The organism is Nesterenkonia lutea (assembly GCF_014873955.1).
GTDB classification, from domain to species: Bacteria; Actinomycetota; Actinomycetes; order Actinomycetales; family Micrococcaceae; genus Nesterenkonia; species Nesterenkonia lutea.
On record NZ_JADBED010000001.1, the window covers coordinates 783,036 to 809,918 of the forward strand.

25 protein-coding genes and 1 tRNA gene are annotated in these 26,883 nt (G+C 68.1%); 10 read left to right on the forward strand and 16 right to left on the reverse strand.

Annotated elements, in window-relative coordinates; all coding sequences use genetic code 11:
* Nucleotides 1-1,518: an MmgE/PrpD family protein gene (locus tag H4W27_RS03605; protein WP_192594723.1), complete on the reverse strand. Its 1,518-nt coding sequence runs from the start codon at nt 1,516-1,518 to the stop codon at nt 1-3.
* Between the two features lie 71 nt (nt 1,519-1,589).
* Nucleotides 1,590-2,273: a GntR family transcriptional regulator gene (locus H4W27_RS03610; RefSeq protein ID WP_192594724.1), complete on the reverse strand. Its 684-nt coding sequence runs from the start codon at nt 2,271-2,273 to the stop codon at nt 1,590-1,592.
* Between the two features lie 157 nt (nt 2,274-2,430).
* Between H4W27_RS03610 and H4W27_RS03615 the strand changes: the two genes are divergently transcribed.
* The 9 genes from H4W27_RS03615 to der all read left to right on the forward strand — a co-directional run bounded on the left by H4W27_RS03615 (nt 2,431) and on the right by der (nt 12,264).
* A complete protein-coding gene (locus H4W27_RS03615) occupies nt 2,431-4,338 on the forward strand; it encodes an AMP-binding protein (RefSeq protein ID WP_192594725.1) in 1,908 nt (635 codons plus the stop codon).
* A 150-nt stretch (nt 4,339-4,488) separates the two neighbouring features.
* Nucleotides 4,489-5,154, forward strand: coding sequence for a trimeric intracellular cation channel family protein (locus H4W27_RS03620; RefSeq protein WP_192594726.1), 666 nt, complete (start codon nt 4,489-4,491; stop codon nt 5,152-5,154).
* A gap of 215 nt (nt 5,155-5,369) precedes the next feature.
* Nucleotides 5,370-6,206, forward strand: a complete 837-nt coding sequence (locus H4W27_RS03625) for a ParA family protein (protein WP_192596402.1) — start codon at nt 5,370-5,372, stop codon at nt 6,204-6,206.
* On the forward strand, nt 6,206-7,255 hold the full coding sequence (locus H4W27_RS03630) for a segregation/condensation protein A (RefSeq protein ID WP_318782118.1): 1,050 nt from the start codon (nt 6,206-6,208) through the stop codon (nt 7,253-7,255). Before H4W27_RS03625 ends, H4W27_RS03630 begins: the two co-directional genes overlap by 1 nt.
* The gene (gene scpB / locus H4W27_RS03635) at nt 7,248-7,823 is read left to right on the forward strand and encodes an SMC-Scp complex subunit ScpB (RefSeq protein ID WP_192594727.1); all 576 of its coding nucleotides are present in this window, start codon (nt 7,248-7,250) and stop codon (nt 7,821-7,823) included. Before H4W27_RS03630 ends, scpB begins: the two co-directional genes overlap by 8 nt.
* A gap of 53 nt (nt 7,824-7,876) precedes the next feature.
* The gene (locus H4W27_RS03640; RefSeq protein WP_225938989.1) at nt 7,877-8,839 is read left to right on the forward strand and encodes a pseudouridine synthase; all 963 of its coding nucleotides are present in this window, start codon (nt 7,877-7,879) and stop codon (nt 8,837-8,839) included.
* Nucleotides 8,836-10,023 carry a prephenate dehydrogenase gene (locus H4W27_RS03645; RefSeq protein ID WP_192594729.1) on the forward strand — a complete coding sequence of 396 codons (1,188 nt, stop codon included), beginning with the start codon at nt 8,836-8,838 and terminating at the stop codon, nt 10,021-10,023. Before H4W27_RS03640 ends, H4W27_RS03645 begins: the two co-directional genes overlap by 4 nt.
* Nucleotides 10,002-10,739, forward strand: coding sequence for a (d)CMP kinase (cmk, locus tag H4W27_RS03650; protein ID WP_192594730.1), 738 nt, complete (start codon nt 10,002-10,004; stop codon nt 10,737-10,739). Before H4W27_RS03645 ends, cmk begins: the two co-directional genes overlap by 22 nt.
* Nucleotides 10,740-10,776: 37 nt before the next feature.
* A complete protein-coding gene (gene der, locus H4W27_RS03655) occupies nt 10,777-12,264 on the forward strand; it encodes a ribosome biogenesis GTPase Der (protein WP_318782381.1) in 1,488 nt (495 codons plus the stop codon).
* Nucleotides 12,265-12,358: 94 nt separating this feature from the next.
* On the opposite strand, the gene H4W27_RS03660 is transcribed toward der, so the two are convergent.
* The 9 genes from H4W27_RS03660 to H4W27_RS03700 all read right to left on the reverse strand — a co-directional run bounded on the left by H4W27_RS03660 (nt 12,359) and on the right by H4W27_RS03700 (nt 20,462).
* Entirely contained in the window at nt 12,359-13,651 is a 1,293-nt protein-coding gene (locus H4W27_RS03660; protein WP_192594732.1) for a serine hydrolase, read from the reverse strand.
* Between the two features lie 96 nt (nt 13,652-13,747).
* On the reverse strand, nt 13,748-14,278 hold the full coding sequence (locus tag H4W27_RS03665) for an acyl-CoA thioesterase (protein WP_192594733.1): 531 nt from the start codon (nt 14,276-14,278) through the stop codon (nt 13,748-13,750).
* 160 nt (nt 14,279-14,438) lie between these two features.
* Nucleotides 14,439-14,515: transfer RNA gene (locus H4W27_RS03670), tRNA-Pro, on the reverse strand.
* 160 nt (nt 14,516-14,675) lie between these two features.
* Nucleotides 14,676-15,713, reverse strand: coding sequence for an L-glyceraldehyde 3-phosphate reductase (gene mgrA, locus H4W27_RS03675; protein WP_192594734.1), 1,038 nt, complete (start codon nt 15,711-15,713; stop codon nt 14,676-14,678).
* A 147-nt stretch (nt 15,714-15,860) separates the two neighbouring features.
* Nucleotides 15,861-16,964, reverse strand: coding sequence for a cysteine desulfurase family protein (locus H4W27_RS03680; protein ID WP_192594735.1), 1,104 nt, complete (start codon nt 16,962-16,964; stop codon nt 15,861-15,863).
* A complete protein-coding gene (gene nadC, locus H4W27_RS03685; protein ID WP_192594736.1) occupies nt 16,961-17,932 on the reverse strand; it encodes a carboxylating nicotinate-nucleotide diphosphorylase in 972 nt (323 codons plus the stop codon). The genes H4W27_RS03680 and nadC overlap by 4 nt, the downstream gene beginning before the upstream one ends.
* A gap of 9 nt (nt 17,933-17,941) precedes the next feature.
* Nucleotides 17,942-19,219 carry a quinolinate synthase NadA gene (gene nadA, locus H4W27_RS03690; protein ID WP_192594737.1) on the reverse strand — a complete coding sequence of 426 codons (1,278 nt, stop codon included), beginning with the start codon at nt 19,217-19,219 and terminating at the stop codon, nt 17,942-17,944.
* Nucleotides 19,216-19,923 carry an NUDIX hydrolase gene (locus H4W27_RS03695; RefSeq protein ID WP_192594738.1) on the reverse strand — a complete coding sequence of 236 codons (708 nt, stop codon included), beginning with the start codon at nt 19,921-19,923 and terminating at the stop codon, nt 19,216-19,218. The genes nadA and H4W27_RS03695 overlap by 4 nt, the downstream gene beginning before the upstream one ends.
* Nucleotides 19,924-20,045: 122 nt before the next feature.
* Nucleotides 20,046-20,462: a hypothetical protein gene (locus tag H4W27_RS03700; protein WP_192594739.1), complete on the reverse strand. Its 417-nt coding sequence runs from the start codon at nt 20,460-20,462 to the stop codon at nt 20,046-20,048.
* 104 nt (nt 20,463-20,566) lie between these two features.
* On the opposite strand from H4W27_RS03700, the gene H4W27_RS03705 reads away from it, so the two are divergent.
* Complete coding sequence (locus H4W27_RS03705; RefSeq protein WP_225938990.1) at nt 20,567-21,379, forward strand: class I SAM-dependent methyltransferase; 813 nt, start codon at nt 20,567-20,569, stop codon at nt 21,377-21,379.
* 13 nt (nt 21,380-21,392) lie between these two features.
* On the opposite strand, the gene H4W27_RS03710 is transcribed toward H4W27_RS03705, so the two are convergent.
* From H4W27_RS03710 to H4W27_RS03730, 5 genes are all read right to left on the reverse strand, one after another.
* The gene (locus tag H4W27_RS03710) at nt 21,393-22,190 is read right to left on the reverse strand and encodes an ABC transporter ATP-binding protein (protein WP_192594741.1); all 798 of its coding nucleotides are present in this window, start codon (nt 22,188-22,190) and stop codon (nt 21,393-21,395) included.
* Nucleotides 22,187-23,293 carry a FecCD family ABC transporter permease gene (locus H4W27_RS03715; protein ID WP_404821842.1) on the reverse strand — a complete coding sequence of 369 codons (1,107 nt, stop codon included), beginning with the start codon at nt 23,291-23,293 and terminating at the stop codon, nt 22,187-22,189. Before H4W27_RS03715 ends, H4W27_RS03710 begins: the two co-directional genes overlap by 4 nt.
* Complete coding sequence (locus H4W27_RS03720; RefSeq protein ID WP_225939243.1) at nt 23,290-24,321, reverse strand: FecCD family ABC transporter permease; 1,032 nt, start codon at nt 24,319-24,321, stop codon at nt 23,290-23,292. The genes H4W27_RS03715 and H4W27_RS03720 overlap by 4 nt, the downstream gene beginning before the upstream one ends.
* A 5-nt stretch (nt 24,322-24,326) precedes the next feature.
* On the reverse strand, nt 24,327-25,370 hold the full coding sequence (locus H4W27_RS03725) for an iron-siderophore ABC transporter substrate-binding protein (protein ID WP_318782121.1): 1,044 nt from the start codon (nt 25,368-25,370) through the stop codon (nt 24,327-24,329).
* Nucleotides 25,371-25,620: 250 nt separating this feature from the next.
* Nucleotides 25,621-26,721: an NAD(P)-dependent alcohol dehydrogenase gene (locus tag H4W27_RS03730; RefSeq protein WP_192594743.1), complete on the reverse strand. Its 1,101-nt coding sequence runs from the start codon at nt 26,719-26,721 to the stop codon at nt 25,621-25,623.
* Nucleotides 26,722-26,883 lie beyond the last annotated feature (162 nt).

Here is a 26,883-nt window from a genome sequence, read left to right on the forward strand (position 1 = left end):
CTAGAACAGTCCCTTCGGGGCGGCGGCGGGATCGATGACCCCGGCCGCGGCGCGGATGTTGAGCTGATCGAGCTCCCCGGCCGGCAGAGTCTCCAGGCGCTGGACGGCGGAGAGGAAACGGTCTGCCTCCCCTGCGGAGACGACTCCCTCGGCCAGGGTGCGGAACTTCGCGATGTACTGCTCGCGGGCGAAGGGCCGGGCACCCAGCGGGTGGGCGTCGGCGACGGCGATCTCATCGCTGATCAGCTGACCGTCATGCATGGTGATCTCCACAGACCCGCCGAAGGCCTTCTCGGCGATGTCGGTGGAGTGGTAGCGACGCGTCCACTCGGGATCCTCCCTGGTCGTGACCTTGTGCCACAGGTCCACCGTGTCCGGACGCTGTGCACGTTCTGGGGCGTAGGAGTCAACATGATGCCAGGCGCCGTCCTGCAGCGCCACGGTGAAGATGTAGGGGATGGAGTGATCCAGCGTCTCGCGGGAGGCGGTGGGCTCATACTTCTGCGGATCGTTCGCGCCGGAGCCGATCACGTAATGGGTGTGATGACTGGAGTAGATCACCACGGACTTCACCCGGCTGGAATCGGCGAGCTCCGGGTGGGCGTGGTGGAGTCGTCGCGCCAGGTCGATCCAGGCCTGGGCCTGGTACTCCGCGGAATGTTCCTTGGTGTAGGTGTCCAGGATGGCGCGCTTGGGCTCGCCCGGGGCCGGCAGCGGCACCTCGTAGGAGGCATCGGGTCCGTCGAGCATCCAGGCGATCACTCCGTCCTCGCCCTCATAGATGGGCACCGGTGAGGTCTGACCGCGCATCGCCCGGTCCACCGCCTCCACTGCCATCTTCCCGGCGAAGGCCGGCGCATGGGCCTTCCAGGTGGAGATCTCGCCCTTGCGTGACTGCCGGGTGGCTGTGGTGGTGTGCAGGGCCTGGCCCACGGCTTGGAAGATGGTCTCGGCGTCCAGGTTGAGCATGGTTCCGATCCCTGCGGCGGCGGAGGGTCCGAGGTGTGCGACGTGGTCGATCTTGTGCTTGTGCAGCGACATCGCCTTGACCAGGTCGACCTGGATCTCATATCCGGTGGCGATGCCGCGGATGAGTTCGGTCCCTGAGCGGCCGGTGTGCTGAGCGACTGCCAGCACGGCGGGGATGTTGTCCCCGGGATGGGAGTACTCGGCTGCGAGGAAGGTGTCGTGGTAGTCCAGTTCCCGCACGGCCACCCCGTTGGCCCAGGCCGCCCATTCCGGACTGGACCTCGTGGAGATGCCGAAGATGGAGGCGCCCGAGCCATGGGCGGAGATCGGATGGTCCAGGGCCTGTGCCCGTGCGGCGACGATCGGGCCGCGGTTCAGCGAGGCGACGGCGACCGAGGCGTTGTCGATGATGCGGTTGATCACCATCTCGGTGACCTCGGGTTCCACGGCCACGGAGTCGGTGGCGACGCGGGCGATCTTGTAGGCGAGCTGGTCTTCGCGGGGAAGGTTCTCTTCGCTGCGGTAGACCCGGACGTTATGGGTGAGCATTCTCGTGGTTCCTCTCGGACGGGGTTCAGGCTGTTGCGGTTCAGCCTGGGGCGGTTCATGTCGGGCAGGCGTCAACTTCGCTCGTGCTGGGCGGTGATGTAGGCATGGCTGCGGCGCAGGTGGATCAGCATGGCGGCGCCGGCGGTCTCGGGGTCTCCCGAGGCGATGGCCAGGCAGACCTCGCGGTGCTCCCGCGCCGAGGCCTGCAGACGCGCGGGCTCATGCTGGGCGAGCCGCCTGGCGCGCACCAGATGGGCTCGCATGCTGCGCAGGGCGTGGCTCAGGTAGGGGTTGGCCGCGGCCTTTGACAGGGCCTCGTCGAGCTCTGCGGTCAGATCGTAATACTGCGTGTCATCGGGCGCCGCGGCGGGGGAGCCCGCAGAGGCATCTGCGGGGGAGTCCGCAGACACCTGCAGCGTGGACTCGGCCGCGGCGAAGCGATCGGCCAGCGTCGCGAACCGCTGCGGGTCTCCGCGTTCGGCCGCCAGCCGCGCGGACTGGACCTCCAGGGGCAGCCGCAGCTCGAAGAGAAGGTCCACATCCTCCGCGGAGATGGAGCTGACCACAGTCCCACGGCCGGCGGCCTGCACAGCGAGGCCGTCGGCGATCAGCCGGGAGAGCGCCTCACGCAGCGGGGTGCGGGAGAGGCTGAGCCGTTCGGCCTGCTCCACCTCGCCCAACAGGCTGCCTGGCTCCAGTTCACCGTCGAGGATCTCCTGACGGAGTGTCGCATAGGCACGGTCACTGGCACGCATAGCCCCAGTGTATACAGATCACGCATGAATGCCGAGTAATCTGCAATATCTTCTTCCGATCTGCGTTCTATGTATACAGAGGCCTTTACTTGATGTGACCCAGGTCATACGCTGGTGGCAGCGCCTCAGCACACACCCGATGAGCAGGAGCACCACCATGACTTCCCAGACCTACCGTCAGCTGCACGACCGTTCGCTGCGTCAGCGCGACGAGTTCTGGCTTGAGGCCGCAGCCTCTGTGCATTGGGAGCAGGCGCCGCAGCGAGCCCTGGATGACTCAGCGGCCCCCATCTACCGCTGGTTCCCCGACGGACGGCTCAATCTCAGCTACAACTGCCTGGACCGACACCTCGAGGCGGGCCGTGGAGAGCAGACCGCGCTGATCTATGACTCGGCGGTCACCGAGGACTCTCGAAGCTATACCTACGCCGAGCTGACCGATGAGGTGGCACGCTGTGCCGGGATGCTGGCCGGGCTGGGAGTCGGTGCAGGTGATCGGGTCGTGATCTACCTGCCGATGATCCCGCAGGCACCCATCGCGATGCTGGCCTGCGCCCGACTGGGTGCCGTGCACTCGGTGGTCTTCGGCGGGTTCGCCGCCCGGGAGCTCGCCTCGCGCATCGACGACGCCGCCCCCGACGTCGTGCTCACGGCCTCTGGCGGCGTCGAGCCCAGCCGGCGGGTGGAATACCTCCCCACTGTGGCCGAGGCGCTGCGCCTGGCCACCCACAAGGTCAGCAGCGTGGTGGTCCAGCAGCGTGACGGCTTCAGCCACAGCGTGCAGGAGGTTGCTGATGACTCGCAGGCTCAGTGGCACGACTGGGAGCAGCTCACCGCACAGGCGAGTCCGGCATCGCCGGTCACGGTCAGCGCAACCGATCCGCTCTACATCCTCTACACCTCCGGGACCACGGGCCGGCCCAAGGGAGTGGTGCGTGATCAGGGCGGCACCGCCGTCGCGCTGAGCTGGTCGATGGAGGCGATCTACGCCGTCGGACCAGGACAGATCATGCTCACGGCCTCCGATGTGGGCTGGGTGGTGGGCCACTCCTATATCGTCTACGCGCCGCTGCTGGTGGGCGCCGCCACCGTGCTCTATGAGGGCAAGCCTGTGGGTACCCCCGACGCCGGCGCCTTCTGGCGGATGGTCGAACAGCACCGGATCACGGCCCTGTTCACCGCCCCGACGGCCCTGCGCGCCATCCGCAAGACGGACCCCGAAGCGGCGCTGGCAGGCGACTATGACCTCTCCTCGCTGGAGCACCTCTTCGTGGCGGGGGAGAGGCTGGACCCGGCCACCCAGCGCTGGATCGGGGACGCGCTGCAGGTCCCGGTCATCGACAACTGGTGGCAGACCGAGACCGGCTGGCCGATCGCCGCGAACCCGGTGGGCCTGGACCCGCTGCCGGTCAAAGAGGGCTCCGCCACGCTGCCCATGGTCGGCTATGACGTGTCCATCCTGGGTCCCGCCGGAGAGGAGCTCCGCGCAGGCCAGGAGGGCAACATCGCGCTGCGCCTGCCCATGCCACCCGGCACCCTGCCCACGCTGTGGGGCGATGACCAGCGCTTCATCGACTCCTATCTCTCCGCCTTCCCCGGCTTCTACGCCACGGGGGACTCCGGCTATCTCGATGAGGACGGCTACCTCTTCGTCATGGGCCGCACCGATGACGTGATCAACGTGTCCGGCCACCGGCTCTCGGCCGGAGCCATCGAGGCGGTGATCGCCTCCCACCCGGCCGTGGCAGAATGCGCCGTCATCGGGCTGGCCGATGAGCTCAAGGGCCAGCGCGCCTCTGGCTTCGTGGTGCTCAAGGCAGGCAGGGAGGACGACGCCGAGACCCTGCGCGCCGAACTGACCGACCTCGTGCGTCGGATGATCGGGCCCGTGGCCGACTTCAAGAGCGTCTCCGTGGTCTCGGCCCTGCCCAAGACCCGTTCGGGCAAGATCCTGCGCAAGACCATGCGGCAGATCGCCGACGGCGAGCAGCCCCGCATCCCGTCGACCATCGAGGACGCCTCGGTGCTCGATGACCTGACACCGGTGCTGCGCCCGCAGCGATAGCAGACTGTGCCCGTGAGGGCAGGACGCTGCGGCCCCGGGGGCAGGCGGCCGCGCCCGCGAGGGTAGGCTGTTCGCGGCGTCGCCGGACTGCGCGCCGGTCGAGGCCCCGGGCGCAGCCGCGTCCGTGGGCCGGGGAACGAGGGGGAGAGCATGGACGTCCTGCTGCTGGCCGTGGAGCTGATCGGCACCTTCGCCTTCGCCGTCTCCGGGGCGCTGCTGGCCGCGCGCAAAGGCTTCGACGTGGTCGGCTCGGTGCTGCTGTCCTCCATGGCGGGGCTGGGCGGCGGCGTGGCGCGCGATGTGCTGATCGGCTATGGCCCGCCGCTGGCGCTGCAGAACCCGATCTACCTCGCGCCGGTGCTGCTGGCCGTGGTGCTGGTGCTCACCGGACTGCTGCACGAGACCCGACTGCGCCGCACGCTGCTGGTCTTCGACGCCGTCGGGCTCTCGCTGTTCTGCCTCACCGGCACCGTCATCGCCTGGGAGGCAGGACTCACCGAACTCGCCTGCGTCCTGCTGGGCATCACCACCGCCGTGGGCGGAGGCGCGATGCGCGACGTCGTGGCCAACGAGACCCCGCAGATCTTCAACCCGCGCGGGGTCTACGCCGTGCCCGCCATGCTCGGGGCGGTGTTGGCCGTGACCGCGCTGAGCCTGGAGCTGTCGCTGCTCTGGGCCGGGCCCGGCATCGCTCTGGTGGTCTTCACGCTGCGCATGATCTCGCTGCGACTCGGCTGGCGGGTGCCGCTGGCCGGACGCACTTTCCGCGACTCCGGTGCCGACTCAGCCCGCGGCGCAGGCTCGGAGACCGAGTGACACGGGCACCGCGCCAACCTTCCAGCGCTACTTGCTCCCCACCTTGCCTGCCGCGTGAGTCGGGGTAACCTGGACAAGTTGTTGTCCGCTTCAGGAAGTCGAGGGATCACGTGAGCGAGCCGGGTGCCCGGACGGGCGAAACGCCTGACCGGGAAGCGAGCGAGTCGAGCAGCGCGCAGCCGACCGAGCTCTTCACCATCCACGGTGACGCGATCATGGGCCCGACGGGCCGTCCCAAGCACGAGTTCGCCGATCCCGCGCCGCTGAGCAGCCACGGCCCCGCCCGAGTGATCGCCATGGTCAACCAGAAGGGCGGGGTGGGCAAGACCACGTCCTCGATCAACATGGGCGCAGCGCTCGCCGAATACGGTCGCCGCGTGCTGATGGTGGACTTCGACCCCCAGGGCGCCCTCTCCGCAGGGTTCGGCACGAGCCCCCATGAGCTGGAGACCACGGTCTACAACGTGCTCATGGAGCGCGAGGTCAAGACCCGCGACGCGATCGTCTCGACCCACGTGGAGAACGTGGACCTGCTCCCGGCCAACATCGACCTCTCCGCCGCCGAGGTCCAGCTCGTCAACGAGGTGGCCCGCGAACAGGTCCTGGACCGGGCGCTGCGCCAGGTGCGCAATGACTACGACGTCATCATCATCGACTGCCAGCCCTCCCTGGGACTGCTCACGGTCAACGCGCTCACCGCCGCCCACGGTGTCCTCATCCCGCTGGAGGCCGAGTATTTCGCGCTGCGCGCCGTGGCGCTGCTGGTGGACACGATCGAGAAGGTCCAGGACCGGCTCAATCCCGACCTGGAGATCGACGGCGTGCTGGTCACCATGGTGGACCTGCGCACCCTGCACGCCCGGGAGGTCATCGCCCGCATCGTCGAAGCCTTCGGGGACAAGGTCTTCGAGACCGTGATCAAGCGCTCGGTGAAGTTCCCCGATGCGACGGTCGCCGCCGAGCCCATCACCGCCTACGCCCATAAGCACGAGGGGGCCAAGGCGTACCGCCAGCTGGCCCGCGAGCTGATCCTCCGAGGTGGTTCGCCTTAGTGGCGGACCCGGACTCGGTCGAGGTTCCCGCGCCGGAGCCAGCCCCCGCGCGAGAGACCGACGCCGCGCAGGGGGCGTTCACCGTGTCCCTGGCCAACTTCGACGGCCCCTTCGACCTGCTGCTGGGACTCATCGCCAAGCGCGAGATGGACGTCACCGCCGTGGCGCTCTCCGCGGTCACCGACGAGTTTCTCAGCTATGTGCGAGGACTCTCCCATCATCGGGCGCTGGACGAGTCCTCGAACTTCATCCTGATCGCCGCCACCCTGCTGGACCTCAAGGCCGCGCAGCTGCTTCCCGGCGGAGAGATCGAGTCCGAGGAGGACTTCGCCGCCCTGGAGGCACGCGATCTGCTCTTCGCCCGGCTGCTGCAGTACCGCGCGTTCAAGCACATCGCCGGGCACATCGCCGAGCAGATCCAACAGCACGCTGATCGGTTCCCCAGGCAGCCCGGCGTCCACCCGGGGCTGAGCGACCTGCTGCCGGAGCTGGTCTTCAAGACCACCCCCGAGGACCTCAGGGCCATCGCCGAGCGAGCCTTCGCCCGTCCCGCCATGGAGCCGGACCACATCAGGTTCGAACACCTCCATGCCCAGAGCGTGGACATCGCTGAGGAGATGGCGGTGATGACCCGGATGCTGCGGGAGGCGGGGGCCGTCAGCTTCACCGAACTCATCCAAGGGGCGCAGAGCCGACTCGTCGTCGTCGTCCGCTTCCTCGGGCTGCTCGAGCTCTACCGCGACCGGGACGTGGCCTTCGAACAACAGGCACCCCTGGGCGAGCTCACGGTCACCTGGTCCGGGCCCGCGGCGGGAGAGATTCCGGCCATGGAGCGCGCAGCCGCGGAATGGGAGGCGGGGGAGACCCGCGTGCCGCCGGCCGACGCGCAGTCGAACCCTGAGCCGAACCCTGACCCGAATCATGAGTCGAGCCATGAGCCGCAGCATGAGTTGAGCCGTGAGCCGAATCATGAGTTGAGCCGTGAGCCGCAGATCCCGGGGCCCGCGCACCCCGACACGCCTACGAAGGAGCGCAGCAGCGATGACTGAATCGATCAGCGAGGACCTTCTCGCCGCTGCGGAGGCGGTGCTGATGATCACCGAGGAGCCCGTGCCGGCCGCCGAGCTCGCCGTGGCCCTGGAGATCCCCGAGCATCAGGTGATCGCCGTGCTCGACGCGCTGCGCCTGGACATCGACGGGATCACCGAGGGCTCGCGCCGGCGCGGCTACGAGCTGCGGGAGATCGCCGGCGGATACCGCTACTACTCCCGGGCGGACTACGCCGAGCAGGTCTCCGCCTTCGTCCTGGGGGGAGCGACCACCCGGCTCTCCCAGGCCGCGCTGGAGACCCTCGCCGTGATCGCCTACCGGCAGCCCGTGGCCCGCTCTCAGGTGGCCGCGATCCGTGGGGTCAACGTGGACGGGGTGGTCCGGACCCTGGTCCATCGGGGACTCGTGGACACCGCGGGGACCGATCCGCTGACCGGCGCCACGCTCTACACGACCACCGCGGACCTGCTGGAACGGCTGGGGATCAACTCGGTGCAGGAGCTGCCCCAGCTGTCCCCGCACCTGCCGGGGATCGAAGCCGCGGGAGAGCTGGGCGAGGAAGGCTGAGCGGCCGCGGAGAGTGGACCGGAGGATTGGACACTCCCGATAGAATGGAGACCATGAATTCTTCGGGCACCGACCGCCATGCGGACAGTTCGCAGCGGCGAGAGCCCCGAGCTGCCCGGGCCGCGCGCACCCCGAAGGCCGGCCAGTCGGGCGGACCCTTCTCCTCAGAGGATCCCCAACGGATGATCTCCACGGGCACAGGCCGCGCCAAGCCCCGCCGTGACGAGGCCGAGGAGAACTTCACCGCCGTGCATGACCCTGAGGGGATCCGGCTGCAGAAGGTCCTGGCCCAGGCCGGGGTCGCCTCCCGTCGGGTCTGTGAGGCACTGATCTCCGAGGGACGAGTGGCCGTGGACGGCAAGGTCGTCATCGAGCCCGGCATCCGGGTGACGCCGGACCAGGTCACCATCCACGTGGACGGAGTGCGCGTCAGCCTCGCCGTGGAGCACCAGTACGTGATGTTCAACAAGCCCGCCGGTGTGGTCACCACGATGTCAGATCCCCAGGGCAGGCCCTCCATCAATGACTTCCTCACCGAGGACATGATCGCCGCCCGGCTCTTCCACGTGGGTCGCCTCGACGCCGAGACCGAGGGTCTGCTGCTGCTCACCAACGACGGCGAGCTCACCAACCGGCTCACCCACCCCTCCTACGAGGTCCCCAAGACCTATGTGGTCGAAGTCGCCGGCCCGGTGACCAAGGCCGTGGGCAAGACCCTGCGCGCCGGCATCGAGCTCGAGGACGGACCCATCGCAGTGGACGACTACCGGCACCTGGGCAGCGACGGCAGCCGCACCATGCTGCAGGTCACGCTGCACTCGGGGCGCAACCGGATCGTCCGGCGCATCTTCGATCACGTGGGCCACCCCGTGCTGCGCCTGGTGCGCACCGGCATCGGAGAGCTCACCATCGGAGACCAGCAGCAGGGCACCGTCCGCGAGCTCGGCCGCTTCGAACTCGGCCACCTGCTGGACCTGACCAGCAGCGACCCCGGCGCCGGGGGAGAACCACGATGAATCTGCTCAAGGCACCACCGGCCAGCGTGCGCCGCACCCCCACCGTGCTCATCCGCGGCACCGGGCTGCTGGGCACCAGCATCGGCCTGGGTCTGCGCGCCGACGGCCACGAGGTCCTGCTCTCTGACCCCTCCGCCACCGCCGAGTCCATCGCCGCTGACATCGGTGCGGGCAGGATCCTGGACGCCGTCGATCAGGCCGACACCGGGCCGGGCGGGCCCGCTGTGCCCGAGATCGTGATCGTCGCGGCACCGCCCGAGGCCACTGCGGCGGAGGTCTCCGCCGCGCTGCTGCGGTTCCCGGACGCCGTCGTGCTGGACATCGCCTCCACCAAGGCGGAGATCCTGCAGCTGCTGCTGGCCCAGGTTCGGGACGAGGACGCTGCCCTGACCGAGGCCGATCTGCGCCGGTATGTGGGCACCCACCCCATGGCCGGCCGGGAGAAGTCCGGTCCCGTCGCCGCACGCGGTGAGCTCTTCACCTCGATGCCCTGGGTGGTGTGCCCCGCCGTGGATCCCGCCACCGGCGTCCAGCTCTCGGCCCCCGAGGCGGTGGCCTGGGCCGAGGAGGTCGGGCGCCGGCTCGGAGCCACGGTGCACCATATGGACCCCGCCCGCCACGACGAATCCGTGGCGCTGATCTCCCACCTGCCGCAGATCGCCGCCTCGCTGGTGGCCTCACGGCTGCAGCAGGCACCCACCTCTGCGCTGGCGCTCGCGGGCAACGGACTGCGCGACGTCACCCGCATCGCGGCCTCCGATCCGGGCCTCTGGGTGCAGATCCTCTCCTCCAACGCCGCCCCGGTGGTGGAGATCCTCTACGGACTGCGGCAGGATGTGGAACGGCTGATCAGCACGCTGGAGGACCCGCGGGCCCCCGGCAGGCAGGCGGACATCGCGCAGCTGATCGCGGAGGGCAACTCCGGAGTGGCGCGCGTGCCCGGCAAGCACGGAGCGCCGCCGCAGTCCTTCGCGGTGCTCACCGTCATCGTCGATGACCGGCCCGGACAGATCGCCGCAGTGCTCAACGACGTGGCACGCGTCGGAGTCAACGTGGAAGACATGCGCATGGAGCACTCCGCCGGCCACCAGGTCGGCATGGTGGAGCTCTCCGTGCTGCCCGGACGGCGAGACGAGCTCGCCGCAGCGATGACAGATCTTGGATGGAAGGTAGTGCTCTCGTGAGTGATGGACAGCGGCTGATCATTGCGGTGGACGGACCCTCGGGCTCGGGGAAGTCCAGCGTCTGCCGCGCCGTGGCGACCCAGCTCGGCGCCGCCTACCTGGACACCGGGGCGATGTACCGCGCCGCCACCTGGTACTGCCTGGCCCAGGGCGTGGACCTCGACGACGAGCAGGCCGTAGCCGTCGCCGTCGAAGAGGTGCCGCTGAAGATCTCCACCGACCCGGAGCACCAGGTCATCATGGTGGGCTCCGTCGACGTCACCGACGCCGTCCGCGAGACCCGGATCTCGGAGCGCGTCTCCGAGGTCGCCACCAACCGCGCCGCCCGTGCGCTGCTGGTCGCCGCGCAGCGACGGATCATCGACGACTCCGGCTTCATCGTCGCCGAGGGACGGGACATCACCACCGTGGTGGCCCCCGATGCGCAGGTGCGCGTGCTGCTCACCGCCTCCGCCGAGGCCCGGCTGCGCCGCCGCGGCCTCCAGCTCGGCGGCACCGAGACCGCCGAGGCGCTGCGACGCCAGGTGATCGATCGTGACACCCGCGACTCCACCGCATCCAATTTCACCGAGGCCGCCGACGGCGTCGCCGTGCTGGACTCCTCGGATCTGACCTTTCAGGAGACCGTGGACACGCTGACCCAGCGCGTGCACGCAGTCTCTGCCGAACCACTCTCGACCCCATCTGCAGGAGCATCCCGTGGCGAATCACGCTGACAACAATTCCTCCGAGCCCGCGGAATACGTTCCGCCCGTGGAGGACGATCGGCTGGCCGAGCGCCTCGCCGCGATCACCGAGGAGGAGGCCGAGGCCAGGGCGCGCGCCCTGCGTGCCGGGCTCTCGGACTACGAGCTGGCCGAAGAGGACGCCGCCGTCCTGGAATACGACGAGGACGATGAGGACTACGAGCCCTACGTCGCCGCGCCGCCGGCCCTGGCCGTGATCGGACGCCCGAACGTGGGCAAGTCCACCCTGGTCAACCGCATCACGCGCTCCAAGGAGGCCGTGGTCGAAGATGTGCCCGGCGTGACCCGGGACCGCGTCTCCTATGACGCGGAGTGGAACGGCAAGGACTTCACCCTGGTGGACACCGGCGGCTGGGAGCAGGATGCCCGCGGCATGCACAAGCGCGTCGCCGAGCAGGCCGAGATGGCCGTGGACGAGGCAGACGCCGTCGTGTTCGTGGTCGACGGTCTGGTCGGCGCCACCGCCGTGGATGAGGCCGTGGTGCGGATGCTGCGGCGCAAGAAGAAACCGGTCCTGCTGGTGGCCAACAAGGTCGACGCCCCCTCGCACATGAGTGAGGTCTACGGACTCTGGAACCTCGGCCTCGGAGAGCCCTACCCGGTCTCCGCCCTGCACGGCACCGGAACCGGTGACCTGCTCGACGCCGCGGTGAAGGCGCTGCCCGAGTTCGCCGAGCATGGCGGGATGGTCCCCACCGGCGGGCCGCGCCGCGTGGCGCTGGTCGGTCGGCCCAATGTGGGCAAGTCCTCGCTGCTGAACAAGCTCGCCGGATCCGAGCGCGTGGTCGTCGACGCCGTGGCCGGGACCACCATGGACCCTGTCGATGAGTTCATCGAACTCGGTGGGCAGACCTGGCGCTTCGTGGACACTGCGGGCATCCGTCGTCGTCAGCACATGGCCTCCGGCTCTGAGTACTACGCCATGCTGCGCACCCAGCGTGCGCTGGACAAGGCTGAGGTTGCCGTCGTCCTGCTCTCGGTGGAAGATCCGGTCTCTGAGCAGGATGTGCGCATCATCCAGATGGCCGTGGATTCCGGACGCGCCCTGGTGATCGCCTACAACAAGTGGGACCTGATGGACGAGGAGCGCCGCTACTACCTGGAACGTGAGGTCTCCCGGGACCTGGCCCATATCGCCTGGGCCCCACGGGTCAACGTCTCCGCGCTGACCGGCTGGCACAAGGACAAGCTGGCCCCCGCACTGGAGACCTCGCTGGCCAGCTGGGGCCGACGCATCTCCACCGGTCGGCTCAACGCCTTCCTCGGTGAGCTGGTCGCGGCGACCCCGCACCCGGTGCGCGGCGGCAAGCAGCCCCGGATCCTGTTCGCCACCCAGCCTTCCACGAAGCCCCCGCGCTTCGTGCTGTTCACCACCGGATTCCTGGACCCGGGCTACCGCCGATTCATCACGCGCCGGCTGCGCGAGACCTTCGACTTCACCGGCTCACCGATCGAGGTCTCGATGCGGGTGCGCGAGAAGCGCAAGCGCAAATAGGGGACCGCAGACCCAGATGACAGGAAAGAGGCCTCGGCATCCGCCGGGGCCTCTTTCGCGCGCTGCGCAGGAATCTGATCCGGGCGCAGACCGCTCAGTACAGGGCGGCCTCGACCTGCCGGGTGATCGAGGCGATGGATTCCCAGTCCGAGCCGTCGGACAGGATCGAGATCACGTAGGTTCCCTGCGGGTGCCGAACGATCGCGGCGTCGTTGAGGTATCCCTGGATGAAGCCGACCTTGTTCAGCACGGCGCCTGCGCTGCCGGCGGGCACGCCTGCACGGTAGATGTTGCCTTCCAGGGCCCCCAGCAGCCGGGAGCGGCTCTCCGCGCTCAGGTTCAGCGAGCCAGTCTCGAGACGGGCGAGGAACGCGGTCAGGTCATTGGTGGAGGTGCGGGTGTAGGAGGGGATGAAATCTGTGGTGGGACCGCCGGTCTCCGCGGCGATGTCACGCAGGCCTCGCCAGCCGATCTCATCACGGAAGACATCCGCGCAGGGATTGTCGCTGACCGTGATCATGTCATTGAAGCAGGTCTCGCGGTCACGTCCCCCGTCCACAGGGTCGTCCCAGTCCAGCTCCCCGGACTCGACCCGTTCCAGGATGCCGTAGGCCACGAAGAGCTTATAGGTGCTGGCGCTGACCCGTGATTCGCTGCCGGCCGTGGACCCGCTGCGGCCCTGGCCGCCGAGCTCGGTGACGCTGATCGAGATGTCCCCCGGGTGCGACTCGGCGAGCTCGCCTAGGTAGGTGTCGAGGTCACCGGTGAAGGTGGGGAAGTCATCGGGGCCCTCTGGCGCTGGCTCATCCGGGTCAGGAGTCGGCTGCGCGGGGGTCTCCGGCTGCGTCGGCTCCTCGTCTTCGGCAGACTCCTCCGCCGACTCTTCGGCCGCGTCCTCCTGCCGCTGCTGCTCGCGCTCTGCCTCCTCCTCGGCTTCGGCCTGTTCCCGTGCGAGCTGCTCCGCCTCCGCGTCGAGCTGCGCCTGGTGTCGCTCCCGGGCCTCCGAGAGGGCCGCCACCCCGTCTGCGGCCGCCTCGCGCTGAGCGTCCCGGGAATTCTTCACCTCAGCGGCCAGCGCCGGAAGGGGGGCCTCCGCCGCCGTGCCGGCGTTCTGCTCAACGGCTTCGGCGCCCTGCTGCGCGGCGGAGACGGCGGGCTGGGCGTCGTCGTCAGGGCTGTCGGACTCGCTGCTGGTCTGGCGGCCCTCATCGAAGGCAGGGGCGGCCTGGATCCCCTCCGCCTGGACCGAGGCAGGCTGGAAGACGGCAGGGCTGCATGAGGTCAGCAGCAGTGCGGCAGTGGCAAGACCGAGCGCCCGGAACCTGAAGCTGTGCCGGGCGGGTCTGGCCTCCTGACCGCGATGGGGAAGGTATTCGCGGGGAAGCATGAGTTTGATCGTATCCAGGCTTGGGGTGTGAATCTGGGATTTGCGGGGAGGAACGCGGGTCACGATCGGGCAGAGCGTCACCTCGCTGGCGTGTCGTCACCTGCGGAAGGGGGAATCCGCCAGGAACTTCGCGGCACGTTCTCGCTGCTCTGCTGTGAGCCGCAGCAGCCTTCCGGTGGGTGTGTCGAGGAACGCCAGCTGGGTCTCGGCGAGCACACAGCGCGCGCCGTTCACCCCGTCACGGACCTCGTAGGCCAGGGTCAGGCCGGCGCCCTTGAGATTGGTCACCCAGACGTCGATCTCGGCAGGCACGTCACGATACTCAAGGCTTGCCAGGTAACGGACCCGGTGTTCGACGACGAGCGCCTGCGCACCCTCGGGCAGCTCGTTGAACAGCGGCGAGAGCGGCTCGCCCACTGGACATCCGGTGTTCGCGGGTGCTCCGAAGGCTCGGATCCGCGCTTCTTCGAGCAGACGGATGACCTCGACGTTGTTGATATGCCCATAGGCGTCCATATCGCCCCAGCGCAGCGGCACCCGGGTGCGCAACCGCGGGGAGGGGGTGCCGGGGGTGTCAGAGGTCTGAGTGTTGGTGGTCTCGGCGGCGGTGGCGTCGGGATCAGTCATGGTCGCTACCCTAACCCCAGCGTTTTACCTCCCCCTCCGTGCTCTACCGGGCCTACCGTCGTGGCGGTATTCCTCGGAGGGCCCGGTAAAACGCAGAGCGGAAAGAAAAGCAGCCCGAACCGTGTGGTCCGGGCTGCTTCCCTTGCTCCAGATGAAGATGTGGTCGGGCTAGCGGGATTTGAACCCACGACCTTCCGTCCCCCAGACGGACGCGCTACCAAGCTGCGCTATAGCCCGAAATCCTCCCAGCGAAACCGCCGGAAGCACCAGGAAAGTCTATCGCATGATCCGGCTCGAGGTTGCATCGGGGCACCCGGCCCAGCTGGTCGACCGGTGGGGCGGGGAACTCTCCCCGCCCCACCGGCCGGTCCGGAACCGGGCCAGCACCGGTCCAGCCTCAGCTGCTGGTGCTCTCCCGTGCAGTGCTCCAGATGTCGATGCCTCCGTCGACGGCGTGCTCATCGATCGCGGCCAGCTCTTCCTGGGAGAAGCTGCGCTGATCCAGCGCCGCCAGATTGCTCTTGAGCTGCTCGGGACGGCTGGCTCCGATGACCAGGGAGCTGACTCGGTCGTCACGCAGCGCCCAGGCCAGCGCCATCTGGGCGAGGCTCTGACCGCGCTCCGCGGCGATGTCATTGAGGGCCCGGATGTGCTTGAGGTTCTCCTCGGTGAGGAAGTCCTCGCGGAAGGAGCCCTTGGTCGCGGCACGTGAGTCCGAGGGCACTCCGTCCAGGTACTTGTCCGTCAGCATCCCCTGGGCCAGTGCGCTGAAGCCGATGACCCCGGCGCCGACCTCCTCGACAGCGTCGAGCAGTCCCTCGGTCTCGATCCAGCGGTTGAGCATCGAGTAGGAGGGCTGGTGGATCAGCAGCGGCGTGCCGAGATCCTTCAGAATCGCCGCTGCCCTGCGGGTGTCCTCCGAGGAATAGGAAGAGATGCCGGCGTAGCGCGCCTTGCCGGAGCGAACTGCCGTGTCCAGGGCGGACATCGTCTCCTCCAGCGGAGTATCAGCGTTAGGACGGTGGGAGTAGAAGATGTCCACGTGGTCCAGCCCCATCCGGTTCAGCGACTGATCCAGGCTGGCGAGCAGGTGCTTGCGGCTGCCGGTCGGTCCGCCATAGGGCCCTGGCCACATGTCCCATCCGGCCTTGGTGGAGATGATCAGCTCGTCACGCAGCCCCGCGAAGTCCTCGCGCAGGATCCGCCCGAAGTTGATCTCCGCGGACCCGGCAGGAGGTCCATAGTTGTTGGCGAGATCGAAGTGGGTGATCCCGTGGTCGAATGCCATATGGATGATCTCGCGCTGGTTCTCCAGGGCGAAGTCGTCACCGAAGTTGTGCCAGAGCCCCAGCGAGAGCGGGGGCAGCACCAGGCCGGAGCGGCCCACGCGGCGGTACTCCGCGTTCTCGTAGCGGTCTTCAGCGGGAACATACATGGGAGCTCCTGGGATTCGCAGTGTCAGTGTTCAAAGCGTCAATCTTCATCGTCTCGGTGCAAGCCTGCCGACCAGACAGAGGACAGGCCCGTGATCACCTTACGCCCGCAGCGCCGATCCGCCGGGCCCGCTCCTGCGTGCCAGAAGTCAGGGGCCGAGAGGCAGTGATTCCGCTGCCCGGGCGAGGTCACCGGAGGACACGGAGGCCCCGAAGCTGAACCGCACCGCGCTCTGCGCCACCTCGGCGGAGTACCCCATGGCCAGCAGCGCGGGGCTGGGTTCGCCGGACCCGGCCGCGCAGGCCGATCCCGAGGAGCAGAAGATCCCCTGACGCTCGAGGTCCAGCAGCGTGGATTCGCCGCTGCGTCCGGGCAGGACGAAGGAGGCGTGCCCGGCGAGCCGCTGCGTCCGATGACCGGTCAGCCGCGCCCGGGGCACGCGGGACTCCACCGCAGCGATGAATTCGTCTCGACGCCGCGCCAGCGCCTCCACGTCGGTGTCAGCAGCAAGAGTCAGCGCGGCCGCCATGCCCACCGCCCCGGCCACGTTCTCGCTTCCTGAGCGCAGGTCCCGCTGCTGCCCGCCCCCGTGGATCAGCGGCTCGAAGGGCGTCCGACGGCGCAGGTACAGCGCACCGATGCCTTTGGGAGTGCCGAGCTTGTGACCGGCCAGGCTCATCGCGCTGACCCCGAGCGTCTGCACATCGAGCGGCAGCGTCCCCGCGGCCTGCACCGCGTCGGTGTGGAAGGGCACGCGATGCTCTGCGCAGAGGGACGCCAGCGCGGCGATGTCCTGGACCGTGCCCACCTCGTTGTTGGCCCAGGCGACGGAGACCAACGTGGTGTCCTCGCGCAGTCGGACTGCGAGCGCCTCAGCGGAGACGAGACCGTCCTCGTCCACGGGCACGGTCTCCACCTCGTAGCCCAGCCGACCCAGCCAGGCGGCTGATTCGGTGACCGCAGGGTGCTCCAGCGCGGAGATCAACACATGCCGGCCGCGGGGATCCGCGAGCGCGATCCCTTTCAGCGCGGCGTTGTCGGACTCCGTTCCGCCCGAGGTGAAGATGATCTCCGCCGGGCGGGCATTGAGATGCATGGCGACCTCGGCCCGCGCGGACTCCAGAGCCCGGGACGCCGCGGCCCCGGGCTCATGGACGCTGGATGGATTGGCATGACCGGTCAGGTGCGGCCACATCGCCTCGAGCACCTGGCGCTTGACCGGGGCGGCGGCGGACTCGTCCAGGTAGATCACGGGCGCGGCAGCTCCAGCCCAGCCGCGTCGCCGCTCGTGTCCCCACCCGCATCTGCGCCCATATCGCCGCTCACATCCAGGCCCCTATCGCCGCTCGCATCCAGTTCCATATCCAGTCCCATGTCCAGCCCCAGGTCCAGTGCGCGGGCGCCGTGGGTCAGCGCACCCACGCTGATGATGTCCACCCCGGTGGCAGCGATCGCCCCGATGGTCTCCAGGTCCACTCCGCCGGAGGCCTCGATGAGGGCCTTGTCGCCGATGAGGTCCACTCCGCGCCGGAGGTCCTCCAGTGAGAAGTTGTCCAGCATGATCGTGTCCGCGCCCCCGGTGAGCACGGCGTCGATCTGGTCGACCCGGTCCACCTCCACCTCGATATGGGTGGTGTGCGGCAGGCGCTCGCGGGCACCGCGGATCGCTGCCGTCAGTGCCTGGGGTGAGTCGCCCACCAGCGCCAGATGATTGTCCTTGGCCATGACCGCATCCGAGAGGGAGAACCGGTGGTTGTGCCCACCCCCGCACCGCACTGCGTAGCGCTCCAGCGCGCGCAGCCCGGGAGTGGTCTTGCGGGTATCGGTGACTCGCACGCCGGTGCCGGCCACTGCCGCGACATGGTCACTGGTCAGCGTGGCCACCCCGGAGAGTCGCTGGATCAGGTTCAGTGCCACGCGTTCGGCGCCGAGGATCGCCCGGGCGGGGCCCTGCACGCGGGCCAGGACATCTCCGGAACGGAATCGGGCGCCGTCGTCGGTCTGGAGCCTGACGACGACGTCGGCATCCAGTGCCGCGAAGGTGCGGGCGAAGATCTCGCCCCCGGCCAGGACTCCGGGCTCTCGGGCCACCAGCTGAGCCTGAGCCGTGGCCTGGGCCGGCACGAAGGCCAGGCTGGTCAGGTCGCCGAAGGGGATGTCCTCGGCGAGCGCCAAGGTGATGACCGCGTCGATCTCGCGGGAGGAGAGTTGTGCGTCCACAGGGTCCTCTCAGGCTTTCGGCTTGGCGGCGAGCATCCGGTCCAGGGCGATCTTGGCGTGCTCGGCGACGCCGGATTCCACGCTGATCTGGTTGTTCACGCGGCCCTGGACCAGCTCTTCCAGCACCCAGGCGAGATAGCCCGGGTGGACGCGGTACATGGTGGAGCAGGGGCAGATCACCGGGTCCAGGCAGAAGATGGTCCGGTCCGGGTGCTGCGCGGCGAGCCGGTTGACCATGTTGATCTCGGTCCCGATCCCGATGGTGTCGCCCGGGGAGGAGGCGGCGATGAACTTCTGGATCGCATCAGTGGAGCCGGCCGCGTCGGCGGCGTCCACGACCTCCATCGGGCATTCGGGGTGCACGATGATCTTCACCTCCGGGTTCTTCGCACGGGCCTGGGTGATCTGGTCCACGGTGAAACGCTTGTGCACGGAGCAGAAGCCGTGCCAGAGCAGGACCTTGGCGTCGCGAAGCTGTTCGGCGGTGCTCCCGCCCAGTGCCTGGCGGGGGTTCCAGAGCGGCATCTGTTCCAGGGGCACCCCCATCGCCTTGGCCGTGTTGCGCCCCAGGTGCTGGTCGGGGAAGAACAGCACGCGGTGGGCGCGCTCGAAGGCCCATTCCAGCACGGTGGAGGCGTTCGAGGAGGTGCAGACGATCCCGCCGTGGCGTCCGCAGAAGGCCTTCAGTGCGGCGGAGGAGTTCATGTAGGTCACCGGAATGATGGGCAGCCTGCCCTCGGTATCTTCGGTGACGTTCTCCGGGTCCACGCCATAGGTCTCGCAGATCTCCTCCCAGGCGGTCTCCACCGAGGACTCGTCCGCCATGTCCGCCATGGAGCAGCCGGCGGCGAGGTTGGGCAGGATGACGGCCTGTTCCGGGGTGGAGAGGATGTCCGCGGTCTCCGCCATGAAATGGACGCCGCAGAACACGATGGTCTTCGCCTCCGGTCTGCTCAGTGCCGCCTTGGCCAGCTGGAAGGAATCACCGACGAAGTCCGCGTACTGCACCACCTCGTCGCGCTGGTAGAAGTGGCCCAGGATGACCAGTTCCTCGCCGAGTGTCGCCTTGGCCGCGACGATCCGCTCGTGCAGCTCGGTGTCACTCATCAGCTGATAGCGCTCGGGAAGCTGGCCCGGCCGGGAGACCGGGTCCGGGACTCGATCTGTCTGGGAGGAGCCGGGACCGTAGCCGGGGGCCGTGTCGAAGTCCCAGGGACCGGCGGCCAGCTCGGTGTTGCAGGAATCCTTGGGGGTCAGCGTGATCAGGTCATGGACCGAGGCCGTCATGGCGTCTCCTGGATGGTGAGGGTGTAACGGGTGCGGTGCGGATTGGAGCGGTAGAGCCGCGGGGGGCGGTGTGCGGTCCCGGTCATGCGCTCGCCGGTGTCCTCGACCGTGCCCTGGGCGAGGATCTGGCGACGGAAGTTCGAGGGGTCCAGCGCCCGGTTCAGGATGGCCTCATAGACCCGGCGCAGCTCCGCCAGCGGGAACTGCTCGGGGAGGAAGGCGTGGGCGATGGGGGAGTAGGTGACCTTCGCGCGCAGCCGGTCCAGGGCGTAGGCCAGAATCACACCGTGATCGAAGGCGAGGACCCCGGCCTCCTCGGTGATGTCATCGGCGGGAAACCACTCGAGGTTCTCCCCCTCCACGGCGGCGGCATCCTCATCGGCGCGGACCAGCGCCCAGTAGATGATGGAGACGACCCGGGTGCTGGCCGGGGAGCGGTCCACGTCTCCGAAGGCGTAGAGCTGCTCCAGGTGGCGCGGGGCGAGGCCCGTGGTGTCCAACAGTGTGGCGCGGGCGGAGCTGACCAGGTCCTGTTCGGGTTCCAGCGGGCCGCCGGGCAGGGCCCACTGACCGAGGAAGGGTTCCCGGATGCGGCGCACCAGGGGCAGCCAGAGGGTGAGCTCGCCCGACTCGGGGTGGGGGCGCAGCGCGAACACGACGGTGCTGACGGCGAGCTCGATCTGCAGGTTCGACGGCGCGGTCATGGGTCAGACTCCTTAAGGTGACAGTGACACTATGGTGCAGCGCATAAGGTCACGTCAACCTGAAGGTGTGGGGATTGCTCCCCCAGGCTTCGCCTCATCGTTCGAAAAGCCCGGGTCCGGCCCTAACGCTTGGTGACGTAGACGTTCGAAGAGACCTGCACGGCCTCGCTCGGAGGCGCGTGGTCATCCGGGCGCACGTGGTAATCCCAGGCACCGCCCCGATTCAGGCTCAACACCGCGCCGTCGGTGCAGCCGACGACCCAACGCTCGGGATCCGGGTACAGCAGAAGGCACACCCCTCGGCTGTCCGCGGCAGTGCCCAGCCACAGCTCGCTGCCCTCATGCTCACCGATCCAGCGGATGGATTCGGCATCGAAATTCCCCCGCGCGGAGTCAGGGATCGCGTCGGGAACGCTCTTCTCGCCGTCCGCCGCCTGAGTCAGGTCTGAGTAACTCTCAGCCTGCCCGGTGCATCCCGACATGCCGAGGAGAGCGGTCACAGCAATCGCCAGCGCCGGCACCCGGTATTGAATATCCATCGTTCAACTATCACATATATGAAAGGTGATTCGTCAGGTCGCTAGCCACTCGATGCATCCCGATCTTCTCGGTGGTTGACCCGCCCGCGCCGGTTCTTGCGGATATGGCAAGACGGTCTGCTGATAGCGCTCATGAGTTCTACGGTAGGTCTATGGATCACCACACTCACGCCCAGCCTGCCGATCATGACCTTCCCCGTGTCCTGGACCTGGATGCCGAAGTCTTCGGCGCGGGACTGGCCTCGGCGCTGGACCTCTCCGGCCTGATTTCCGCACGCGTCGTCGTCGACCTGGGGGCCGGTACCGGCACCGGGAGCAGGCTGCTGCGCGACAGGTTCCCCGAGGCCACCATCACCGCCGTCGACAATGACCCACGGATGCTTCAGCGGCTGCGGGACGAGGGCTTCACCGCCGTGGCGGCCGACCTCGATGAGGGTTTCCCCGAGCTGAGTTCGGGCCGGATCGACCTGGTCTGGGCCTCCTCGTCCCTGCACCATGTCGCCGACCCGGGTCAGCTCCTCTCAGATGCACGAAAGGCGCTGGCGACGGGCGGGACCCTCGTCGTCGTCGAACTTGCGAGTCTTCCGAGCTTCCTGAGCGAGCCGAGACAGGCGCTGCTTGAGCAGCGGTGCCACGCGGCCGCGGACGCCGAGGGGTGGAATCGGCACCGCGACTGGACCACGACCCTCGAGGACGCGGGGTTCGTCGTCACGAAGACCCAGCTGAGGACCACCGCCCCGGTGACCCTCGCCGCTTGGGAGAATGCGCGGCAGTGGCTCAGGCGTTTTCAGCATCTGGAGACCCTGGCGGGAGTAGATCGCGCCGCCCTGGAAGACCTGGTGACTGCACCAGCTGCGGACCTGGAGCTGGAACCCCAGGCCCACCGCACAGTCTGGGTGTGCACTGCGAGCCGTTGAGCGGCACACAGCCTCAGTTGTGGTGGCGACCTATGGGCAGCATCAGCGGTTTGTGTGAGATCGGATCGATGATGATCTGGCTCTCCAGCTTGAACACCTCGCGCACCATCTCCGTGGTGAGCACATCCTCGGGCGTGCCCAGCGCGTAGAGGTTCTTCTCCACCAGCGCGGCGATGTGGTCCGCGTAGCGAGCGGCCAGATTGAGATCATGCAGCACCATGACGATGGTGGTTCCCCGCGTCCGATTCAGATCTGTGAGCAGATCGAGCACCTCGATCTGATGGCTGACATCGAGGAACGTCGTCGGCTCGTCGAGGAGCAGCACATCCGTCTGCTGGGCCAGCGCCATGGCGATCCAGACGCGTTGACGCTGTCCGCCGGAGAGCTCGTCCACGGAGCGTTCGGCCAGGTCTGCGGTCTGTGTGGCGTTCAGTGCCTCCGCGACGGCTGCGTCGTCCTCCTGGGACCAGCGAGAGAAGAAGCCCTGGTGCGGGTGGCGTCCACGACCGACAAGGTCAGCGACAGTGATGCCGTCCGGCGCGATGGGGGACTGGGGCAGCAGCCCCATCGTGCGGGCAAGTTCCCGGGCGGGCGTATGGTGCACCTGCTTGCCGTCAAGAAGAACCTGCCCGGCCGTGGGGCGGAGCAGCCTTGCGACGGAGCGCAGCAGCGTGGATTTGCCGCAGGCATTGGCGCCCACCACGGCCGTGATCCTGCCGGGCAGGACACTCAGGTCGAGATCCTCGATGACTGTGTGATCCCCGTACCCCAGCGTGAGGGAGTGCACTGAGAGGGTATGGGCGGCGGTCATATGGAGCCTCCGGAGCGATTTGCGCGAACGATGAGATAGACCAGATAGGGCGCGCCGAGCACTCCGGTGACGACGCCGACCGGGTAGCGGGTGCCGAAGAGGTACTGGCCGGTGAAATCGGCCACGAGGACCAGCAGCGTGCCCACCAGGGCGGAGGGCAGCAGCAGGGACCCGTTGGGTCCGATCAGCCGGGCAGCGATGGGACCCGAGAGGAAGGCGACGAAGGCGATCGGGCCCGCTGCGGCGGTGGCGAAGGCGATCAGCCCCACGGCGCAGAGGATGAGTGAGAGCCGAGTCCGCTCCACCCTCACGCCCAAGGCGGAGGCGGTGTCATCACCGAGCTGGAGCGCTCCGATGTTCTTGGCCTGGCCGAGCAGGATCGGCCCGAGCACCAGCAGCGCCAGGGCGACGGGGATGGTCGCCTCCCAGCTCGCGCCGTTGAGACTTCCGGCGAGCCATCGCATCGCCGCCTGCAGGTCCCATTCCGCGGCCTGGGACAGCGCGTAGGCGATGAGGCTCTCCAGCATCGCGGTGATGCCGATGCCGATCAGGATCAGACGTGTCCCCGAGACCCCGTCGCGGTAGGCCAGAAGGTAGATGAGCAGCGCGACGGCCAGGCCTGCGCTGATGGCGACCAGGGAGACCGTGGCTCCGCTGGCGGAGAAGAAGATGATGGCGATCGCGGCTGCGGCGCTGGCCCCTGAGCTGATGCCGATGATGTCGGGGCTCGCCAGCGGGTTGCGCAGCATCGTCTGGAAGGTGACTCCGGCCAGACCGAAGCAGAACCCGACGAGGACCGCCAGTGTGGCCCGCGGCAGGCGGATCGTGCCGATGGTGAAGTTCGCGCCCTCGACGTCGGCACCCAGCGCCACCTGGATCACGTCAGTCAGCGGGTAGAAGGTGCGGCCCACTGTGAGGGAGAGCAGATACACCGTCAGGGCCAGGAGGCTGAGCACGAGGATCACCGTCAGGCGGCGCCGGGAGCGCACGCGCCTCGACGCGGCGATGGCCCGCGCACTGGTGGTCTGTGCACTAATGGTCTGTGCACTGGCGTGCGCAGCGCCGAGGCGCGCGGAGCTGAGGTCTGCAGGGAGGTGGTTCACAGCTCGCGGACCCTGTGCTTTCGGACGATGTAGATGAAGAACGGACCGCCGATCAGCGCGGTGATGATCCCGACGTCGATCTCGGCAGGGCGGGCGGCGACCCGCCCGAGGATGTCTGCGGCACTGAGCAGCGCTGCACCGCCCAGCGCGGAGAACGGCATCATCCAGCGGTGATCCACGCCGACCATCAGTCGGACGACGTGCGGTATGACCAGCCCGACGAATCCGATGGGCCCCGCCATCGCGGTGGCGGCACCGCAGAGGATGACCGCCCCGGCCGAGGCCGCCGCGCGCGTGAGGATGACGTGTTCGCCCAGTCCGGCTGCGAGGTCGTCCCCCAGAGCCAGCGAGTTGAGTCCACGGGCCGAGGCCCAGCACAGGACAGTTCCCGCCAGGAAGAAGGGCAGGAACGTGAGCACGTTGTCCGTCGTCGCGCCGGAGACGTTGCCGATCTGCCAGGAGCGGACCCCGTCGGCGATGTCGTTGCGGGGCAGCACGACAGCGCTGATGAATGAGGAAAACGCGACAGTGGTCGCCGCGCCGGCGAGCGCCAGCTTCAACGGCGTGGCACCGCCGCGGCCGAGGGAGCCGACCACGTAGACGAACACCGCGGCCATGCCGGCCCCGAGGATCCCCACCCAGACGAAGCTCCCGGGTCGGTACATGCCGAACCAGGCGATGCCGATCACCACGGCCAGCGCCGCTCCCATGTTCACCCCGAGAATGCCGGGGTCGGCCAGAGGGTTGCGGGTGACACCCTGCATCACGGTCCCCGCAACCCCCAGCGCCGCACCGAGCAGGATCGCCAGCACGGTCCTGACGATCCGCTTGTCGATGACCGCCTGCTCCAGGTCCTCTGCCGATCCCTGGATTCCTGCGAGCACCTCGTTCAGCGGGATGGTCCTGACGCCGACTGCGATCGACGCTGTGGCAAGCACCAGAAGCAGTCCAGTGATCGCAAGAAGATAGGAGATCCGCTTGCGACGGGCGTGCTCGTAGGTGGTGCGGCGAGTGCCGACCGCGGTCAGTGCGCTCACTCGGAGTGCGCTGCTGCTTCGTCCAGCAGGTCGAGGTAATCATCGAGCACCCAGGAGATGGCCAGCGGGGTGGGGTTTGACGCCGTGCCGATGGGACCGTCACTGGGCAGGGGAACGATCGCCCCGTTGGCCACCGCCGGCATCTGCGAGAGAAGCTCGTCGGATTCGAGGATGTCGACGAGCTCCTCGTCCCCGTAGGTGACGATGATGTCCACGTCGGAGAACGTGTCGACCTCTTCAGCGCTGACGGTTCCGGAGAACTGACCGGTCTCGGCCGAGGCTTCCTCGATGCTCGCCGGCATCGTCATGCCGAGGTCCTCGAAGAACGCCGTCCGGGTGTCATGGGAGGTGTAGAAGTTGACCTCGCTGAGGTTGGTGGTGTCCACGTGGGTCAGGAACATGGTCGACTTGCCCTCGAGGTTGGGGTGTTCGGCGACGGCCTCGTCGATCTCGGTCTCCAGATCTGCGATCAGCTCCTCACCGGCTGCGGACATGCCCAGCCCCTGGGCGCCCAGGGAGATGACGTCGCGCCATTCGGTGGCCCAGGCCGATTCGGGGAAGGCCACCACGGGCGCGATCTCGGAGAGGGTGTCGTAGTCCTCCTGGGTCAGACCGGAATACGGGGCAAGGATCACATCCGGGTCCGTGTCTGCCACTGCTTCAAAGTCAATGCCATCGGTCTCATCGAAGAGCACCGGAGTCTCGGCGTCGAGCTCGTCCAGCCGCTCCTCCACCCAGGGCAGAACGCCATCACCGTTGTCGTCGCCGAAGTTCGCCTCGGCCATGCCGACCGGAACGATGCCCAGGGCCAGCGGAACCTCGTGGTTGGCCCAGGCGACGGTCGCCACGCGTTCCGGGGCCTCGGTGATCTCGGTCTCGCCGAAGGCATGCTCCACGGTGATCGGGAACTCGTCCGTGGCCTCGGAGGCGGCCGGCTCGGCCTCCGACTGGGCGGCCGTGGAATCCCCGCCGCACCCGGTGAGGACGAGGGCACTCGTCGCGGACAGTGCCAGAAGCCGAGTGAAACCTGAGGTGCGCACGAACGATCTCCTTCAGAAGTGGGTCACGAGGGCTGTACCCCGGCGCAGGAAGAGCCCCGGGTCACCATCTCGAGCAAGGGTGTCCTTGCAGAAATAACCTATACAAACGTCACCTAAATACCTAATGTGTCCTCGGGACGCGTCCGGACTGCGGCACGAGCTGAGCTGGGATGTCTCTGAAGATGCGGTCCATCACACGCAAGAGGGCGGCACCCCACGCACTGTGGAATGCCGCCCTCGGTGAACCGCTCTAGAAGGTGATGATCGGCTTCAGCGTGGTTCCTGCGGCGGAATCCGCGAAGGCCCTGTTGATCTCAGCGAAGGGATAGGTCTTCGTGAGCCTGTCGAAGGGGAATCTCCCATCCTGATGCAGCGCGATCAGACGCGGGATGAACTCCTTGGGCACTGCGTCTCCTTCGATCACCAGCGTGATGGTGATGCCGGAGACCAGCAGGGTGCCGATGTCGAAGGGTGCCTCGGTGCCGAGCTTCGCTGCGCCGACCAGGGCCCCATGTCCCCGCACCCCCAGTGACTTCGTCATCTGCGAGAAGACCTGGGGGACGCCGGTGGTGTCCAGGGCGTACTCGGCGCCTCCTCCGGTGATCTCCTTGACCGCCTCGACCGGGTCGGTCTCTTTGGAGTTGACGGTGTGGGTCGCGCCCAGCTCTCTGGCGAACTCAAGACGCTCGGGGACGATGTCGACCATGATGATGGTGGACGCGCCGGCGGCCTTGGCGGCCAGCATTCCGGCCATGCCCACGGCGCCGGTGCCGAAGATGATGATCGACGAGCCCGGCTTGGGCTTGAGCACGTTCAACACGGCGCCCGAGCCGGTCATGATGCCGCAGCCCAGCGGGCCGAGAAGCTCCAGGGGGGCGTCCTCTGGAACCTTGACGGCGCCATGCGCGGGAACGTTGGTGTACTCGGCGAAGGAGGACTGGCCGAAGAAGTGTGACCCCACGGACTCTCCGTCTTCTGTGCTGAAGGCCGTTGAGCCGTCGCCGCGCTGCACGCCGAAGTTCCGCTCGTAGAAGATCTCGCAGTACATCGGGTGACCCGAGAGGCACTGTTTGCATGCGCTGCAGAATGACGGTCCGATCACGACCTTGTCGCCCACCTCGAATCCGGAGACTGCAGAGCCGACCTCCTGCACGATGCCTGCGCCCTCGTGGCCGAGGACCACCGGCTGCGGCACCGGGTACCACTGGTCGCGGATGATGGCGTCGGTGTGACACACCCCCGAGGCGATCATCTTCACGCGGAGCTCATCTGGACGCGGCTCGTCGAGATTCAGCTCTTGGATCTCGAGATCGGTCTCCGGTGCGACGGCGACAGCTGCTCTGGTCTTCATGGTGCGTCCTTTCGAGGTGGGGTCAGAACGGTGACTGTTGATCGAAAGTTCTGGGTCCTGTCACCGGCTGTGGGGACGGGACCGTGTTCCACCTTCCACGCTACCGCCCCTGCCGGTCGCTCACCGTCCTGATGTCGTGTCCCTGGGCCCGCCCCGTGGTTG